The sequence below is a fragment of the Ruegeria sp. CI5 genome (genome assembly GCF_056536885.1).
The window spans coordinates 132,031-146,266 of sequence record NZ_JBQFQN010000004.1 but is presented as its reverse complement, the minus strand read 5'-3'; the positions used below and the strand labels follow the sequence as shown (position 1 = coordinate 146,266).

The window sequence follows — 14,236 nt, the reverse complement described above, 5'->3', positions numbered from 1 at the left end:
GCTGAACGCTGCGCGCGCGTTCTTACGGGATCAAAGAAGGGCCGACCCGTTGGGTCGGCCCGTTTTCATTTGAGCCGCGATCAGACGAAAAACTGCGCGCCGTTGGCCGAAATCGTCGACCCGTTGATGAACTGCGAATCTTCCGACGCCAGGAATGCGACGCAGCGGGCAATTTCCTCGGGTTCGCCCAAACGGCCTGCAGGGATCTGACCGATGATGGCTTCACGCACCTTTTCCGGAACGGCCATGACCATCTCGGTCGCGATGTATCCGGGGCAGATGGCGTTTGCGGTGATGCCGGCGCGCGCGCCTTCCTGCGCCAGGGATTTGACGATGCCCAGATCACCGGCTTTGGTAGCGGCATAATTCACCTGAGCGAACTGGCCCTTTTGCCCGTTGATCGAGCTGATCACGATCACCCGACCGAACTTGCGCTCGCGCATGCCGGGCCAGACGGGGTGTACGGTGTTGAACACCCCGGTCAGGTTGGTGTCGATCACCTGGTGCCATTGTTCCGGTGTCATCTTGTGGAACGGCGCGTCGCGGGTGATGCCTGCATTGGCGACAACGATGTCGATCGGGCCAAGCTCGGCTTCGACCTTTTCGATGCCCGCCTTGGACTCGTCATAGTCGGCCACGTTCCATTTGTAGGTCGCAATGCCGGTTTCCTCGGTGAACTTGGCCGCGGCTTCGTCATTCCCCGCATACGAGGCGGCTACATTGTATCCTTCGGCCTTGAGCGCTTTGGAAATTGCTGCGCCGATGCCGCGGGTGCCGCCGGTTACGAGTGCTGTACGTGCCATTTAGGACTCCTCCAAATTTAATCGTGTTGGTAATTCTGTTACTCTGAGAGATTGTGTTGCGCAATATCGTTTCGTCGCGAGCTGGCTCTTTCCGTTTGGTGATATTGTCGCATCCTAGGGATATTCCCGGAGTGTAACAAAAAAGGGCGCCCATTGGACGCCCTTATTCGTGACTTGTCAAAGCACTTATACGCGCTCCACGCACAGGGCGACGCCCATGCCGCCTCCGATGCAGAGGGTTGCCAGACCCTTTTTCGCGTTCCGGCGCTTCATTTCGAACAGCAGCGTGTTCAGAACCCGGCAGCCGGATGCTCCGATCGGGTGGCCGATGGCGATGGCGCCGCCGTTCACGTTCACGATCGAGGGATCCCAACCCATGTCCTTGTTCACGGCGCAGGCCTGTGCCGCGAAGGCTTCGTTGGCTTCGACCAGATCCAGATCGTCAACCGACCAGCCGGCCTTTTCCAGCGCCTTGCGCGAGGCATAGATCGGTCCGACACCCATGATCGACGGGTCCAGCCCGGCGGTCGCATAAGACGCGATGCGGGCCAGCGGTTCGATCCCGCGCTTTTCGGCGTTGTCGGCAGACATCAGCAGGGTTGCCGCCGCGCCGTCATTCAGACCCGAGGCGTTGGCCGCAGTCACCGAGCCATCCTTCGTGAAGGCTGGACGCAGCTTGGCCATCGCCTCCATGGTCGCGCCGTGACGGATGTACTCGTCACTATCCATCACGATGTCGCCCTTGCGAGTCTTGATGGTGAAGGGCACGATCTCGTCCTTGAACTTGCCGGCCTTCTGCGCGGCCTCAGCCTTGTTCTGGCTGGCCACCGCGAACTCATCCTGCATATCGCGGCTGATCTGCCACTTCTCGGCCACGTTCTCGGCGGTCTGGCCCATGTGGTAGCCGTTGAACGCATCCCACAGGCCGTCGCGGATCATGGTGTCGATGTATTTCATGTCGCCCATCTTGTGGCCCGCGCGCAGCGATGCGGCGTGGGGCGACAGGGTCATGTTTTCCTGACCGCCGGCGCAGACGATCTCGGCATCGCCCAGCTGGATATGCTGAGCGCCCAGTGCGACGGCACGCAGGCCTGAACCACAGACCTGGTTGATGCCCCATGCCGCGCTTTCCTGCGGCAGGCCGGCGTTGATATGCGCCTGGCGTGCGGGGTTCTGGCCTTGGGCGGCCGTCAGAACCTGACCCATGATGGTTTCGCTCACCTCGGACTTGTCGATCCCGGCGCGTTCCACGACGGCTTCGAGGACGGCAGCGCCCAGATCATGTGCGGGGGTGTTCGCAAAGGAACCGCCAAAGCTGCCGACGCCCGTGCGTGCGGCGGATGCGATTACTACGTTGGTCATACAGTCAATCCTTTACCGTCAAGGTCCTGTGGGAAATCTGACGGCGCAGGTCGCACAGAGCCTCTCTGGCGATGCAAGAGCGCCTCGTGATCCCCCGCTCCAGCACTTTCTGCCATAGCGCAATGCTGCACGTGCAGCAACGGACAGCTTGTCTCATGAGAAAGCCTCGGCTGGATTGCGCCCAAGAGAATTGGGTTCAACTTCCTGTTTTGGCTTCTTTTTCCGGTTGCCACGGGGCTTTCACCGTCGGAGCACCGAATAGGTAGCCCTGCAGGCAGTCCACACCGCTGGCCACCAGAAACTCGGCATCTTCACGCGTTTCGACCGATTCGGCGATGACCAGAATCTCGAATTCACGGGCGACGGAGATCAGCGCGCGCACCAGCGCCTGATTGTCCGGATTGGTGCTGACGCCCCGTACGAATTGCCCGTCGATCTTCGCCGCGTCAAAGAAGAACTCGCGAAAATATCTGAAGCTGAAGTTGCTGGCACCGAAGTCATCCAGCGCAAAAGCGATCCCGCGATCCTGAAGCCGGTCCATGAAATCGACCACCAGTTCGGGAACCTGCATTGCCGAGCTTTCGGAGATTTCGAGGATAAGCCGCTCGCCCAGCGTTTTGTCCCGTTTGAGAAACCGGTCCAATATCCGTGACCAGCGCGCGTATCCGATCGAGCGTGCGGACATGTTGATAGAAAGCCGGATTTCCGGATTTCTCGACAGGGCGCGCAACCCTTTTTCCAACGCTATGCAATCCAGTTCCCGGCCGATTGGTGTGTTTTCCACCTGCGGCATGAACTCCCGCGCGGGGATCACGCGGCCGGTTTCGTCCAGCACGCGGATGAATGCCTCGTAGAATGCGACGCCGTGCGGGTCGCGTGCTTGCATGACGGGCTGGAACGCGAGGCGGCATTGCTGATGCTTGACAGCCTCGGTCGCCATTTGAACGGTCGAAGTGTCCCGCGCGGCGACGGCCGAATTCAACGGGCTGTCCCCACCTTCTGGCAGATCTGCAAAGTCCTTTTTCCGCATCGATGCCGAATCCCCGTACGTTTCCGAAACCGGTCAGCACGTAGTTTCGGGTCGTACCGGTGAATTTGCGGTTAATGCGCGTCGGGAATCAGTGGGTGGGATCAGCGGGTCGTCTGGGCTGCGTGGCGCAATTCGACCACGGCGCCAATCACGGCACCCAAGAAGCCTGTGCCCACCATAGCCACTCCAAGCATCATTACCGCCGGGGCAGGCTGCTGCCCAAGGGCGCTGAGCATCGCGATTACCAGGCCCAACAGACCGGTCGCGGTGAAGATGGCAGTAACGCGGGACATTGTGGAACTCCGACCGAACAAACTTGTCACTTGTCCGGATATGGAGCACGCGCGCCGGAATTCAAGTGCCCGCCCGGCAGACGCCGCCAGTCTCAGGCCTGTTTTGCCTGTTGGTTGGGCAGGTTTTCGTCGAATTGCTCGAAACCGGGCGTTCCGAGATCTTCGGGGTGGCGGGACAGGTGCTTGGCCTTGATCTGCTCGGAGCTGTCGCGGCTGCCGTCATGGCTGTAGCCCGGCGGGGCAAAGCAATAGGCCAGCCGCTGTTTCAGGGTCAGGCCCGGCTGGGTCGCGTCCCGCCAAATGGCCACCCATTCGTGAAAGGCCACCCGCAGCGGGTTGAAGGTGCCGATATTGTGCACCAGGCCATAATCGACCCGGTCGTCCTCCTGCTCGGGGACGAAGGTGCCGAAGAGCTTGTCCCAGATGATGAACACCCCGGCATAGTTGCAATCCAGATAGCGCGCGTTGCGGCCGTGGTGGGCGCGGTGGTGGCTGGGCGTGTTCATGACCGCCTCGAACCAGCGCGGCATCTTGCCGATGGCCTCGGTGTGAATCCAGAACTGGTAGATCAGGTTCAGGCCGCCGCAGAACAGCACCATCGCCGGGTGGAACCCCAGCAGGATCAGCGGTGCGCGCACGACCATCATGAAGGTGAAAGTATAGGTCCAGGTCTGCCGCAGGGCGGTGGTCAGGTTGTAGTGCTGCGAGCTGTGGTGGTTCACATGGCTGGCCCAGACCCAGCGGATGCGATGCCCGAACCGGTGCACCCAGTAATAGCGCAGGTCATCCAGCACAAAGCACAGGATGATCACCGGGATCGACGTGCCCAGATCCAGCGGCGTGATCTTCCACAGCCACATGAAGAACCCGTAGGCGATAAAGCCCAGCAGGAACCCGGACGCGATGTTGCCCGCCCCCATGATCAGCGAGGTCACGGCGTCGCGGGTTTCGTACCGCCCGCCACGGCCCTTCACGGCGATCCACAGAAACTCCGCCAGGATGGCGGCGATGAAGAACGGCACGGCCCATTGGACGACATCGGGAAAGCTGATCTGGTCGGTCATGCGGGCTCCAGCAGGTGGCGCCAGTGGCGGCGCTCGGTTTCGTCAAGGCGGACGGTGACGCCGGGGGTGGCGAAGTCGTGGAACTGGACCTCGATGCCCTCGGGGCGGTCGATCCAGTCGAAATCGCGCAGGTGGCGGGCCACCGTGTCGGCGCCAAAGGACCACAACAGGCCCGGCCCGGTCTCGGTGCGCAGCAATGCGGCGTGTCCGTCATGGGCAAGGGTGACGTCGATGATGGTGTCGTCGGGGAAATGGCGCACCCATTCGGCGCGCGCGGCATCGGCGCTCAGCACACGCTGGCGCGATCTGCCCGTCAGATGCAGCAGTGCGGTGATGCCGGCAATGCCTCCGACCACCAGAACCAGCAGGATTTCCAGCGGCATGATGTCCTCCCGCGGACAGAGTGCAAGCGGGGTCAGGCCCTGTCAAAGGTGGCGTTGCGTCAGGGTGCGTCGTGTGGCTCCAGCAGTTCGTGCCGGACAACGCGCTCGACGAAGGGCACCAACCCCTCGGGCCCCGAGGCGCGATCCTTGAGGTGAATGCAGATATCCGGCCGCCGCGCCGCGATGATGCCCACCAGTTCGCCGCGCACCTTGTCATCGAGCCCCGCGCCCATGATCGCGCAGGCGATGCGCGGTTCGGCGTCCAGTTGCCGCCGCACCTCGTCGGGATCATGCGCACCCAGCCACCGGATCGGAAGGTGGTCCAGTTGCCGCGCCACGTCGCCGACCACGTTGGGCAGCCGGCCGATCAGCAAAACCACCGGTTTCATCTCAGCCTCCTGTCTGTTGCCAATGAAAAACCGGCCCTGTTCAGGCCGGTTCCAGTCTAGCACAAAAGGTCCGTCAGGTGGTCAGCTTTCGGGGGTCAGCAGGGCCGCGATGATCGCCTTGGCACTGTTCGAGTTCCATTCGGCATCGCCGATCAGCCGCGCGATTTCCTGGCCGTCGGGGTCGATGATCACGGTGATCGGCAGGCCGACGATGCCCATCTCGCGGGCGACGGCCTGTTTCGGGTCTTGATGGCGGGGCAGGTTGGTGATGCCGTTTTCATCAAAGAACTTCTTGATCCCTGCGGGCGAGTTTCGCCCGGTGGCCAGCGTCAGAACTTCGAACTGGTCTCCGCCGAATTCCTCCTGCAACTCGGCGATCTGGGGCATCTCTTTTCGGCAGGGCGCGCACCAGGTGGCCCAAAAGTTCAGCAGAACGTATTTGCCGCGATAATCTGCCAGCGTGGCGGTGCCGCCGTCATCTTCCAGCTGGAATTCCGCGTCCGAGACCGGTTTCGGCTCGGAATGCAGGATCAGGCGTTTCAGGCTGCCGTCGCGCAGGTCGGCCAGGGCCTGCGTGTCGGCGGCCAAAGCGGCATTTGCACCCAGCGCAAGGGCCATATAAAGGGGGATCAGACGAAACAGGCGCATATCAACTCCGGGTTTTCCAGCATGACCGAACAATCCTCGAACCAGATGTGGGGCGGCCGCTTTGCCGCCGGACCAGACGCGATCATGGAGGCGATCAATGCCTCGATCGGGTTCGACCGACGGATGGCGGCCCAGGACATCGCGGGCTCGCGTGCCCATGCCGCCATGCTGGCCGCCACGGGCGTCATAAGTGATAGTGATGCCGAGGCCATTCGGGAAGGGCTGCTCACCGTTTTGTCAGAGATCGAATGCGGTGAGTTTCAGTTCTCGACCGCGCTGGAAGACATCCACATGAATGTCGAGGCGCGGCTGAAAGAGATCATCGGCGAGCCCGCAGGCCGCTTGCACACAGGCCGCAGCCGCAATGATCAGGTGGCGACCGATTTCAAACTGTGGGTTCGCGATCAGCTGGACGCCGCCGAATCCGGCCTGCTGGCCCTGATCCGCGCGCTTTTGGCGCAGGCCGGGGCCGGGGCCGATTGGGTCATGCCCGGCTTTACCCACCTGCAGACCGCGCAGCCGGTGACCTGGGGCCACCACATGATGGCCTATGTCGAGATGTTCGGCCGCGACCTGTCTCGCGTGCGGGATGCGCGCGCCCGGATGAACGAATGCCCGCTGGGTGCTGCGGCGCTGGCCGGCACGTCCTTCCCGATCGACCGGCACATGACGGCGCAGGCGCTGGGCTTTGACCGGCCCGCCGCCAACTCGCTGGATGCGGTCAGCGATCGCGATTTCGCGCTGGAATTTTTGTCGGTGGCCTCGATCTGCGCGGTGCACCTGTCGCGCTTTGCCGAAGAACTGGTGATCTGGTCTTCGGCCCAGTTCCGCTTTGTCACCCTATCCGACCGGTTCTCGACCGGCTCGTCGATCATGCCGCAGAAAAAGAACCCCGACGCCGCCGAACTGATCCGCGCCAAGGTGGGTCGGATCTTTGGTGCCAACACGGCGCTGATGATGGTGATGAAGGGGCTACCGCTGGCCTATTCCAAGGACATGCAGGAAGACAAGGAACAGGTCTTTGACGCCGCTGACAACTGGATGCTGGCGCTAGCCGCGATGGAAGGCATGGTTAAGGATATGACCGCCAACCGCGACAGCCTGGCCGCTGCCGCCGGCTCGGGCTTTTCCACCGCGACCGATCTGGCCGACTGGTTGGTGCGGGTGCTGGGCCTGCCCTTCCGTGATGCGCACCACGTCACCGGATCGCTGGTCGCCATGGCCGAAAAGAAGGGCTGCGACCTGCCCGATCTGACGCTCGAGGACATGCAATCGGTCCACGCGGGCATCACGCAGGATGTCTATTCTGTCCTTGGCGTGGATAATTCGGTAAACTCGCGCCAGTCCTATGGCGGTACGGCCCCGGACCAGGTCCGGGCGCAGATCGCCCGCTGGAAGGAGATGCTGGAATGACAATCTTGCGTGTGATTGCCCTGATCGGGGCCGCCTTCACCTTGGCGGCCTGCGGCGCTGACGGAGAGCCCGTCCAGCCGACCCTGAACGCCAATGTGGGCGTTTCGACCAGTGGCACATATGTGAGCGGGGGCGTCGGCCTGCACCGAGGCCCCCTCAGCGTGTTTCTGGGGATCTGAACGCTCTGCGGTTGAAAGCGACGTGCCAGTCGCCATTTAGCAAGTGATCCAACAAATGAAGGCAGCGAAATGAAACCACTCGGCCTTATCCTGTCGCTTGCCATACTGGCGGCGTGTGAGACCACGAATCCGCCGCGTTCGCAGCCAGTAGAAGAGCCCGCGCGCTCGGGGGCTGGAGTGTCCGTATCCGGATACGCGCGGGCCGGGGTGTCGACGAATTTCTGAATGAGCCGTTGATGCGTTTAGCCGGCCACTGGGTGCCCGCGCTGCCGCAGACACTCGATCAGAATGTCACGCCGGGTGTTGCGCATCTCGGCGGCTCCGGCGACGGCACCTGCCGCTGATCCCACTGCTGCGCCGGCTATGGCGCCTTCTGTGTTTCCAACCGTGTCGTCCGAAATGCCTGCCAGCGCGCCGATCCCGGCGCCTATCAAGGCCTGTGTCCGGGTTTCCGGGTTCCACAGGTCCTGAGACTTGGCCAATGCGCGGCACTGATCCAGATCAGCGGCGTAAGCCGGGCCCGGCTCGGCAGACAGGACGGGTTGGTGTTGGGCACCGGTGCCGCTGCATGCGGCTGTGACCAGGGCCAGCGGCAAGACGGTCAATGTGAATCGTTCCTTGAACAGCATGAGTTGTCTTTCTTTGTAGGTATTCCGGCGGAACCCGGAGCCACTTCCTTTTGCTGTGGCTTCGGCCCCTATACGAGGGCGTGCCGGGCGAGTTCAGATGTGGCCCAGGCCACGATGAGCCAAGGCCAGGACGTAGAAAGCCAGGATGAAATCCAGAATCTCGATCAGTCCCAGCATCAGCGGAATTGGATCGGGTGATGTGGGGAAGACGTGACCCAGGTCCAGCAGGACCACGAAGATGTATCCCCAGGCCGCCACGATGGCGCCCCAGCTTGCCGTTGCCGAACCGCGCAGCATGGCCACCGCCGACCCCACGGCCAGCAGGGCAAGCGCGATCAGAAAGGCATTGAAGCCCCAGAACACCGTTCCACCCAGCCCGGAAAAGTCGCGGGTCTCGATCGGGCCGCCTGGGACCAGCGTGACAAAGCTGGCGACGAGGACAAGCATCAGTTTGGCGGCTGTTGCTGTGGGTTGGGACGCCATAGGCCGCGTTGGGCTGGCGTTGATTTGTGACGAATGCGCCATGACAGAATCCCTTTAATGACTGACGGGTCATAAATGGAGATGGCTTTACTGACCTTCAAGTCATTAAAAGATTGAATTCGCGTGACGCCGCGTCCAATCTGCGTCAAGAGAGGCGCGCCGGAAGAAAATCGGGGGGCAAGATGCCGAAGATCGTCGATCGCGAAGAGATGCAGGGGCGGATATTGGATGCCGCCATGGCCTGCTTTCTGGATCAGGGCTATCACGCCACCAAGATGCAGGACGTGGCCCATCAGGCCGGGATGGCCAAGGGCACGTTGTATCTGTATTTCCAAAGCAAGGAGGCTTTGCTTCTGGCGTTGCTGCAGCGGTATTTCGAGGATATCCGCGCTCGCATCAACGACATCCCGGCCCCGCAGACGCTGGACCAGTTCATGACCGGGCTACGTCTGTCCATGCCCGCTGACCGTCTGGCGGCGACGCGGCTGTTCTTTGACGTGCTGGGCCCCGGATTTCAGGACCCGCGCGCGGCCGAGATCATCGGCGGGTTCTTCGCCTGGCTTGCCGATCATTATGCTGCTCAGTTCGCCCCATTGATCCGCGCGGGTGAAATCCGCGGCGATCTCAGTGCGCTGGCCGCCGCGCAGGCGGTGACGGCGATGCTGGATGGATTAGTTATCCATCTGGCGATCTTCGGGGGCGATGAAAGCGACTTTGAAGCGCGGCGCGACGCGACCCTTTCGTTGCTTGAGGCCGGCCTGCGCGGATAAGCCGTTGCGCCCGACTTCTGTGCGCTCGGCACCGGATTACGTGCCCACGTCGCAAATCCCGTTGATCCACAGGCCTGTTTTGGTCTAAGCGCGCAGATATGGATCACTTTCTCTACCGCGATGGCGTGTTGTGCGCCGAGGACGTCCCGGTCGCCGAGATCGCTGCTGCGGTCGGCACGCCGTTCTATGTCTATTCCACGGCCACGCTGCTGCGGCATTACAACCTGTTCGACGAGGCGTTGGCAGGTACCGACCACGTGGTCTGTTATGCAATGAAGGCCGCCAGCAACCAGGCCATTTTGAAAACGCTGGCGCAGGCGGGCGCGGGGATGGACGTGGTTTCGGGCGGCGAGTACCTGCGGGCCAAGGCAGCGGGTGTGCCGGGCGAAAAGATCGTGTTCTCGGGCGTCGGCAAAACGGCCGAGGAAATCCGCATCGCGCTGACCGGCGGGATTCGTCAGTTCAACGTCGAATCCGAGCCCGAGATGGAAGTGATCAACGCCGTCGCGCAGGAACTGGGCGTGATCGCGCCGATCACCGTTCGCGTAAATCCGGACGTCGACGCCAAGACCCACGCCAAGATCGCCACGGGAAAATCCGAGAACAAATTTGGCATCCCGATCGTCCGTGCACCCGAGGTCTATGCCCATGCGGCCAGCCTGCCCGGCCTGAAGGTGGTGGGCATCGACGTGCATATCGGCTCTCAACTGACCGATCTGGAGCCGTTCCGCCTGGCCTACTCCAAAGTCGCCGAACTGACCGAACAGCTGCGTGCTCAAGGCCACGACATTCACCGTCTGGACCTGGGTGGCGGGCTGGGCATTCCCTATGCCCGCTCGAACGAAGCACCGCCGCTGCCGTTGGAATACGGTGCGATGATCAAGGAAACGCTGGGCCATCTGGGCTGCGAGATCGAGATCGAGCCGGGCCGTCTGATCGCGGGCAACGCGGGGCTGATGGTGTCGAAGGTGATCTATGTGAAGTCGGGCGAAGGGCGTGATTTCCTGATCCTCGACGGGGCAATGAACGATCTGATCCGCCCGGCCATGTACGACGCCTATCATGACATCGTTCCCGTCATTGAGCCCGCGCCGGGGGTCGAACAACGCCCCTATGACATCGTCGGGCCGGTCTGCGAGACCGGGGATACCTTTGCGAAACAAAGGGCGATGCCACCGCTGAACCCGGGGGATCTGGTCGCATTTCGCAGTGCCGGCGCCTATGGCGCGGTTATGTCCAGTGAATACAACACCCGGCCTCTGATCCCCGAAGTTCTGGTTCATGGCGATCAATTCGCGGTTATTCGTGAACGGCCAACCTTTGACGAAATCATAAACCGCGATACCATACCTGAGTGGCTGTGACGCGATAACCGCGCGGGCCCGACCCGGAGGCCTGACGTGACCGACACTCGCAACCTGCCGATCCCCAGACTGTCCCTGTTGCTGACGCGCACGGGGATGCTGGCCGAGCAGGTGATGCGCGCCTTTTGGCCGTTCCTGTCGATTGCGGCCCTGATCATGGCGGCCTTGCTGCTGGGTCTCCACGACCTGATCGGCCTTGAAACCGTCTGGATCATCGGAGCCGCATCCATTCTGGCGTTGACGGTTGCATTGGTCTGGGGCGCGCGGAGGTTTCGGTTCCCTACCCGCACGCAGGCGCTTGTCCGACTTGACGAGACACTGCCGGGCCGCCCCATCCAGGCATTGCTGGACGATCAGGCCATCGGGGCGATGGACGAAGATTCGCGCGCATTGTGGCAGGCCCATCAGGCGCGCATGGCCGCCCGCGCCGCGCAGGCCGGACCGGTCAAGCCTGACCTGAACCTTGCCGCTCGTGACCCCTACGCGCTGCGCTATGCGGCGCTTTTGGCGCTGGTGGTCGGATTGCTGTTCGGATCGTTCTGGAAAGTTGGATCGGTCGCCCAGATGACACCCGGCACGGCCGTAGCCGGCCAGGGCCCCAGCTGGGAAGGCTGGGTCGAGCCACCTCGGTATACCGGCCTGCCGACGCTGTATCTGGCCGATCAATCCGGTCCGACGCTGACAGTGCCACAAGGCAGCCGCGTCACTTTGCGCTTCTATGGCGAGGTCGGCGCGCACAGCTTGACTGAAACCAGTTCCTCCGCTTCCACCACAACAGCAACCGATCCGGATCAGGAGTTTGTCGTCGAGCGTTCGGGCCGATTGTCGATCGAGGGCCCTGCAGGACGTGACTGGGGTGTCGAGGTCATTGCGGACGCGCCGCCGGTAATCGCCGTGGCCGAACCCGCCACCGCCGAGGCTGGTGGCCAGATGAAACTGCCGTTCTCGGCGCGTGACGATTATGGCATCCTGTCAGGCACCGCGTTGATCGAGTTGGACCTGTCTGCGGTCGATCGTCGCCATGGTCTGGCCGTTGCGCCCGAACCTCGCGACGCGGTCACCGTCGACCTGCCCATGCCGATCGCTGGTGACCGGAGCGATTTCACGGAAGATCTGATCGAGGACTTTTCGGAACACCCTTGGGCGCACCTGCCGGTCAAGATTACCCTTTCGGCCGTCGATGCCGCTGATCAGGTGTCGGAGTCGGATGTCTACCGAACCGACCTTCCTGCCCGCCGGTTCTTTGATCCGCTGGCTGCGGCGGTGATTGAACAGCGCCGCGATCTGCTGTGGTCGCGCGACAATGCCAAAAGGGTGGCTCAGCTATTGCGGGCTGTTTCGCACCGGCCCGAGGATGTCTTCCGTTCGGAAACCGCATATTTGCGACTGCGCTACATTCTGCGCCGGTTGGAAACCTTTACGGAATTCGGCCTGGGCCCCGAACAGCAGACCGAGATCGCGCAAGCCTTGTGGGATCTGGCCATCCTGATCGAAGAAGGCACGCTCGCCGATGCGCTGGAGCGGATGCGTCGCGCTCAGGAACGTCTGACCGAAGCGATGCAGAACGGTGCCAGCGATGAGGAGATCGCCGAGTTGATGCAGGAACTGCGTGAAGCGACCGACGAGTATCTTCGTCAGCTGCAGCGGCTGGCGCAGGAAAACCCGGACGGCCAGCAGGGCCAGCAGAACCAATCCGGTGAATCCATGCAGATGACGCAGGATGACCTTCAGCGGATGATGGACCGGATCCAGGAACTCATGGAGCAGGGCCGCATGGCCGAGGCCCAGCAGGCGCTGGAGGAGTTCCAGCAGATGATGGAAAACATGCGCGTGACCCAGGGCCAGGGACAGGGGCAACAATCCGAAGGCCAGCAGGCCATGGAAGGATTGGCCGAAACCCTGCGTGAGCAGCAGGGCCTGAGCGACGAGGCCTTCCGTGACTTGCAGGAGCAATTCAATCCCGGCGCGCAGGCCGGTGAAAGCCAGGGCAATGAAGGCCGCTCGGGCGGTCAGGGGCGCGGCCAGAGCCATGAGGGTCCGGGCGGCCAGGGCCAAGGATCGGATCAGGCGGGCGAAGGCCAGCAAGGGCAAGGGACTCTGGCTGACCGCCAACAGGCGCTGCGCGATGAACTGAATCGCCAGCAGCAGAACCTGCCGGGCGCCGGAACACCCGAAGGCGACGCCGCACGCGAGTCGCTGGGGCGTGCAGGTCGTGCCATGGATGAGGCCGAAGATGCCCTGCGGAGCGACGACCTTGCCGAAGCGATCGACCGCCAGTCCGAAGCAATGGAAGCGTTGCGCGAAGGGATGCGCGAGCTGGGTGAGGCCATGGCCCAGAACCAGCAGAACCAGCCCGGTCAGGGTACGCAGGAAGGCGACATGCAGGCCAACAACCGCGATCCGCTGGGTCGGAATCCGGGCGCTGCGGGCTCGATCTCGACCGAGGAGAACCTGCTGCAGGGGGATGATGTGTACCGCCGTGCCCGCGAGTTGCTGAATGAAATCCGTCGCCGCACGGGCGAAACCGACAGGCCCAGAATCGAACTGGAATACCTCAAAAGGCTGCTCGAGCGGTTCTGACCGGCAGAGTTACTCGGTCGCGGAGCCAGCCTGCGATTCCAGCCAGATCCGGGCCTGATCGACCATCGAGACATACGACTGCAACACAGGCTCGGCCTGGGGAACTGCCTCGCTGATCTGGCGGGCGTTGCCGTAGATCAGGAACAGGATGACCCCGATGATCAGGATCAGCGCAAAGCCCCGCAGGAACCCGCCCGATTTCCGCGGCGGGGCTTCGGCGGGCTCTGCCGCGGTCGGGGCGTGGTCGCTGCGCAAAGTCGAATTGATGCTGTCCACATCCGGCAGCGCCTCTTTTTGACCGGTTCCCCCGGCGGTTTCGGTCGCCGCAGGAGGTGTCGGCTTGGGGGCCGGTTCCGGCTGCTGATCCAGACCCAGATCCGGCTGACTTTCCAGACCGGACCCTTCCTTGGCGCGCAGTTCGGCCTCACGCGCGGCTTCCTCCCGCAGGATTGTCGCAACGGCCGGATCGACGTTGCCGGTCGGAGCGGCTGGCCGGGCTTCGTCCTCGGGATCGGGCTGTTCGGCTTTGACCTCTTCGTCTTCTTTCTGCTCCGGTTCGGGCGCAGCAGCTTCGGCGGCTGGCGGCTCAGACGCATCCGAGGGCGCGCTTTCGGCCAGCCCGTCATCGGTTTCGGCCGCGACAGGCTCGGCCTCCGGGTGTTTAGGTTGGAACCAGGTCTGCTCGCAGCTCGAGCATTGCACGTCTCGACCTTCCTCCGGAATGACCTCATCCGGAACCTCGTACTGGGCATTACAGTTCGGGCATGTTAGTCGCATACTGCCTCCCCGGCCGCTGGCGGCCTGTCGTCGTTTTTCCAAGAATGATAATCCGTTAAGGCGAAACAG

Annotated in this window: 16 protein-coding genes; 5 read left to right on the top strand and 11 right to left on the bottom strand. The window is 62.7% G+C overall.

Translation table 11 applies throughout. The annotated features are described in order from the left end of the window. Nucleotides 1–80 precede the first annotated feature (80 nt). From phbB to ACR0BA_RS13415, 8 genes are all read right to left on the bottom strand, one after another. Complete coding sequence (gene phbB, locus ACR0BA_RS13450; protein ID WP_093963512.1) at nucleotides 81–803, bottom strand: acetoacetyl-CoA reductase; 723 nt, start codon at nucleotides 801–803, stop codon at nucleotides 81–83. A 186-nt stretch (nucleotides 804–989) separates the two neighbouring features. Beyond that, on the bottom strand, nucleotides 990–2,165 hold the full coding sequence (locus tag ACR0BA_RS13445; RefSeq protein WP_093963511.1) for an acetyl-CoA C-acetyltransferase: 1,176 nt from the start codon (nucleotides 2,163–2,165) through the stop codon (nucleotides 990–992). Between the two features lie 196 nt (nucleotides 2,166–2,361). Then, nucleotides 2,362–3,195, bottom strand: a complete 834-nt coding sequence (locus ACR0BA_RS13440) for an EAL domain-containing protein (protein WP_480728379.1) — start codon at nucleotides 3,193–3,195, stop codon at nucleotides 2,362–2,364. A gap of 101 nt (nucleotides 3,196–3,296) precedes the next feature. Further along, nucleotides 3,297–3,488, bottom strand: coding sequence for a hypothetical protein (locus ACR0BA_RS13435; RefSeq protein ID WP_093963509.1), 192 nt, complete (start codon nucleotides 3,486–3,488; stop codon nucleotides 3,297–3,299). A gap of 92 nt (nucleotides 3,489–3,580) precedes the next feature. Further along, entirely contained in the window at nucleotides 3,581–4,552 is a 972-nt protein-coding gene (locus ACR0BA_RS13430; protein WP_480728377.1) for a sterol desaturase family protein, read from the bottom strand. Next, entirely contained in the window at nucleotides 4,549–4,935 is a 387-nt protein-coding gene (locus ACR0BA_RS13425; RefSeq protein ID WP_480728376.1) for a hypothetical protein, read from the bottom strand. Before ACR0BA_RS13425 ends, ACR0BA_RS13430 begins: the two co-directional genes overlap by 4 nt. Nucleotides 4,936–4,994: 59 nt before the next feature. Further along, a complete protein-coding gene (locus ACR0BA_RS13420) occupies nucleotides 4,995–5,324 on the bottom strand; it encodes a hypothetical protein (RefSeq protein ID WP_480728375.1) in 330 nt (109 codons plus the stop codon). An 81-nt stretch (nucleotides 5,325–5,405) separates the two neighbouring features. Beyond that, a complete protein-coding gene (locus ACR0BA_RS13415; protein ID WP_480728374.1) occupies nucleotides 5,406–5,972 on the bottom strand; it encodes a TlpA disulfide reductase family protein in 567 nt (188 codons plus the stop codon). Between the two features lie 21 nt (nucleotides 5,973–5,993). Here ACR0BA_RS13415 and argH point away from each other — a divergent pair, with 21 nt between their 5' ends. Next, nucleotides 5,994–7,385, top strand: coding sequence for an argininosuccinate lyase (argH, locus tag ACR0BA_RS13410; RefSeq protein WP_480728372.1), 1,392 nt, complete (start codon nucleotides 5,994–5,996; stop codon nucleotides 7,383–7,385). Continuing rightward, entirely contained in the window at nucleotides 7,382–7,564 is a 183-nt protein-coding gene (locus tag ACR0BA_RS13405) for a hypothetical protein (RefSeq protein WP_170360096.1), read from the top strand. Before argH ends, ACR0BA_RS13405 begins: the two co-directional genes overlap by 4 nt. Nucleotides 7,565–7,806: 242 nt before the next feature. On the opposite strand, the gene ACR0BA_RS13400 is transcribed toward ACR0BA_RS13405, so the two are convergent. Together ACR0BA_RS13400 and ACR0BA_RS13395 are read right to left on the bottom strand one after the other, a co-directional pair. Further along, the gene (locus tag ACR0BA_RS13400) at nucleotides 7,807–8,193 is read right to left on the bottom strand and encodes a glycine zipper family protein (RefSeq protein WP_170360098.1); all 387 of its coding nucleotides are present in this window, start codon (nucleotides 8,191–8,193) and stop codon (nucleotides 7,807–7,809) included. Between the two features lie 93 nt (nucleotides 8,194–8,286). Next, nucleotides 8,287–8,676 carry a DUF8051 family protein gene (locus ACR0BA_RS13395; RefSeq protein WP_480728631.1) on the bottom strand — a complete coding sequence of 130 codons (390 nt, stop codon included), beginning with the start codon at nucleotides 8,674–8,676 and terminating at the stop codon, nucleotides 8,287–8,289. Nucleotides 8,677–8,858: 182 nt separating this feature from the next. Here ACR0BA_RS13395 and ACR0BA_RS13390 point away from each other — a divergent pair, with 182 nt between their 5' ends. The 3 genes from ACR0BA_RS13390 (at nucleotide 8,859) to ACR0BA_RS13380 (ending at nucleotide 13,390) form a co-directional block, all read left to right on the top strand. Beyond that, entirely contained in the window at nucleotides 8,859–9,446 is a 588-nt protein-coding gene (locus ACR0BA_RS13390; RefSeq protein ID WP_170342937.1) for a TetR/AcrR family transcriptional regulator, read from the top strand. A gap of 98 nt (nucleotides 9,447–9,544) precedes the next feature. Further along, nucleotides 9,545–10,810 (top strand): diaminopimelate decarboxylase, encoded by a 1,266-nt coding sequence (gene lysA, locus ACR0BA_RS13385; RefSeq protein WP_480728371.1) that lies wholly within the window; start codon nucleotides 9,545–9,547, stop codon nucleotides 10,808–10,810. Nucleotides 10,811–10,846: 36 nt separating this feature from the next. Continuing rightward, nucleotides 10,847–13,390, top strand: a complete 2,544-nt coding sequence (locus ACR0BA_RS13380) for a TIGR02302 family protein (RefSeq protein ID WP_480728369.1) — start codon at nucleotides 10,847–10,849, stop codon at nucleotides 13,388–13,390. 9 nt (nucleotides 13,391–13,399) lie between these two features. On the opposite strand, the gene ACR0BA_RS13375 is transcribed toward ACR0BA_RS13380, so the two are convergent. Beyond that, on the bottom strand, nucleotides 13,400–14,167 hold the full coding sequence (locus tag ACR0BA_RS13375; RefSeq protein WP_480728368.1) for a zinc-ribbon domain-containing protein: 768 nt from the start codon (nucleotides 14,165–14,167) through the stop codon (nucleotides 13,400–13,402). Nucleotides 14,168–14,236: the final 69 nt, after the last annotated feature.

Coding starts and splice junctions, on each gene's coding strand:
- phbB (WP_093963512.1), bottom strand. CDS start 803: ATGGCACGTACAGCACTCGTAACCGGCGGCACCCGCGGCATCGGCGCA.
- ACR0BA_RS13445 (WP_093963511.1), bottom strand. CDS start 2,165: ATGACCAACGTAGTAATCGCATCCGCCGCACGCACGGGCGTCGGCAGC.
- ACR0BA_RS13440 (WP_480728379.1), bottom strand. CDS start 3,195: ATGCGGAAAAAGGACTTTGCAGATCTGCCAGAAGGTGGGGACAGCCCG.
- ACR0BA_RS13435 (WP_093963509.1), bottom strand. CDS start 3,488: ATGTCCCGCGTTACTGCCATCTTCACCGCGACCGGTCTGTTGGGCCTG.
- ACR0BA_RS13430 (WP_480728377.1), bottom strand. CDS start 4,552: ATGACCGACCAGATCAGCTTTCCCGATGTCGTCCAATGGGCCGTGCCG.
- ACR0BA_RS13425 (WP_480728376.1), bottom strand. CDS start 4,935: ATGCCGCTGGAAATCCTGCTGGTTCTGGTGGTCGGAGGCATTGCCGGC.
- ACR0BA_RS13420 (WP_480728375.1), bottom strand. CDS start 5,324: ATGAAACCGGTGGTTTTGCTGATCGGCCGGCTGCCCAACGTGGTCGGC.
- ACR0BA_RS13415 (WP_480728374.1), bottom strand. CDS start 5,972: ATGCGCCTGTTTCGTCTGATCCCCCTTTATATGGCCCTTGCGCTGGGT.
- argH (WP_480728372.1), top strand. CDS start 5,994: ATGACCGAACAATCCTCGAACCAGATGTGGGGCGGCCGCTTTGCCGCC.
- ACR0BA_RS13405 (WP_170360096.1), top strand. CDS start 7,382: ATGACAATCTTGCGTGTGATTGCCCTGATCGGGGCCGCCTTCACCTTG.
- ACR0BA_RS13400 (WP_170360098.1), bottom strand. CDS start 8,193: ATGCTGTTCAAGGAACGATTCACATTGACCGTCTTGCCGCTGGCCCTG.
- ACR0BA_RS13395 (WP_480728631.1), bottom strand. CDS start 8,676: ATGGCGTCCCAACCCACAGCAACAGCCGCCAAACTGATGCTTGTCCTC.
- ACR0BA_RS13390 (WP_170342937.1), top strand. CDS start 8,859: ATGCCGAAGATCGTCGATCGCGAAGAGATGCAGGGGCGGATATTGGAT.
- lysA (WP_480728371.1), top strand. CDS start 9,545: ATGGATCACTTTCTCTACCGCGATGGCGTGTTGTGCGCCGAGGACGTC.
- ACR0BA_RS13375 (WP_480728368.1), bottom strand. CDS start 14,167: ATGCGACTAACATGCCCGAACTGTAATGCCCAGTACGAGGTTCCGGAT.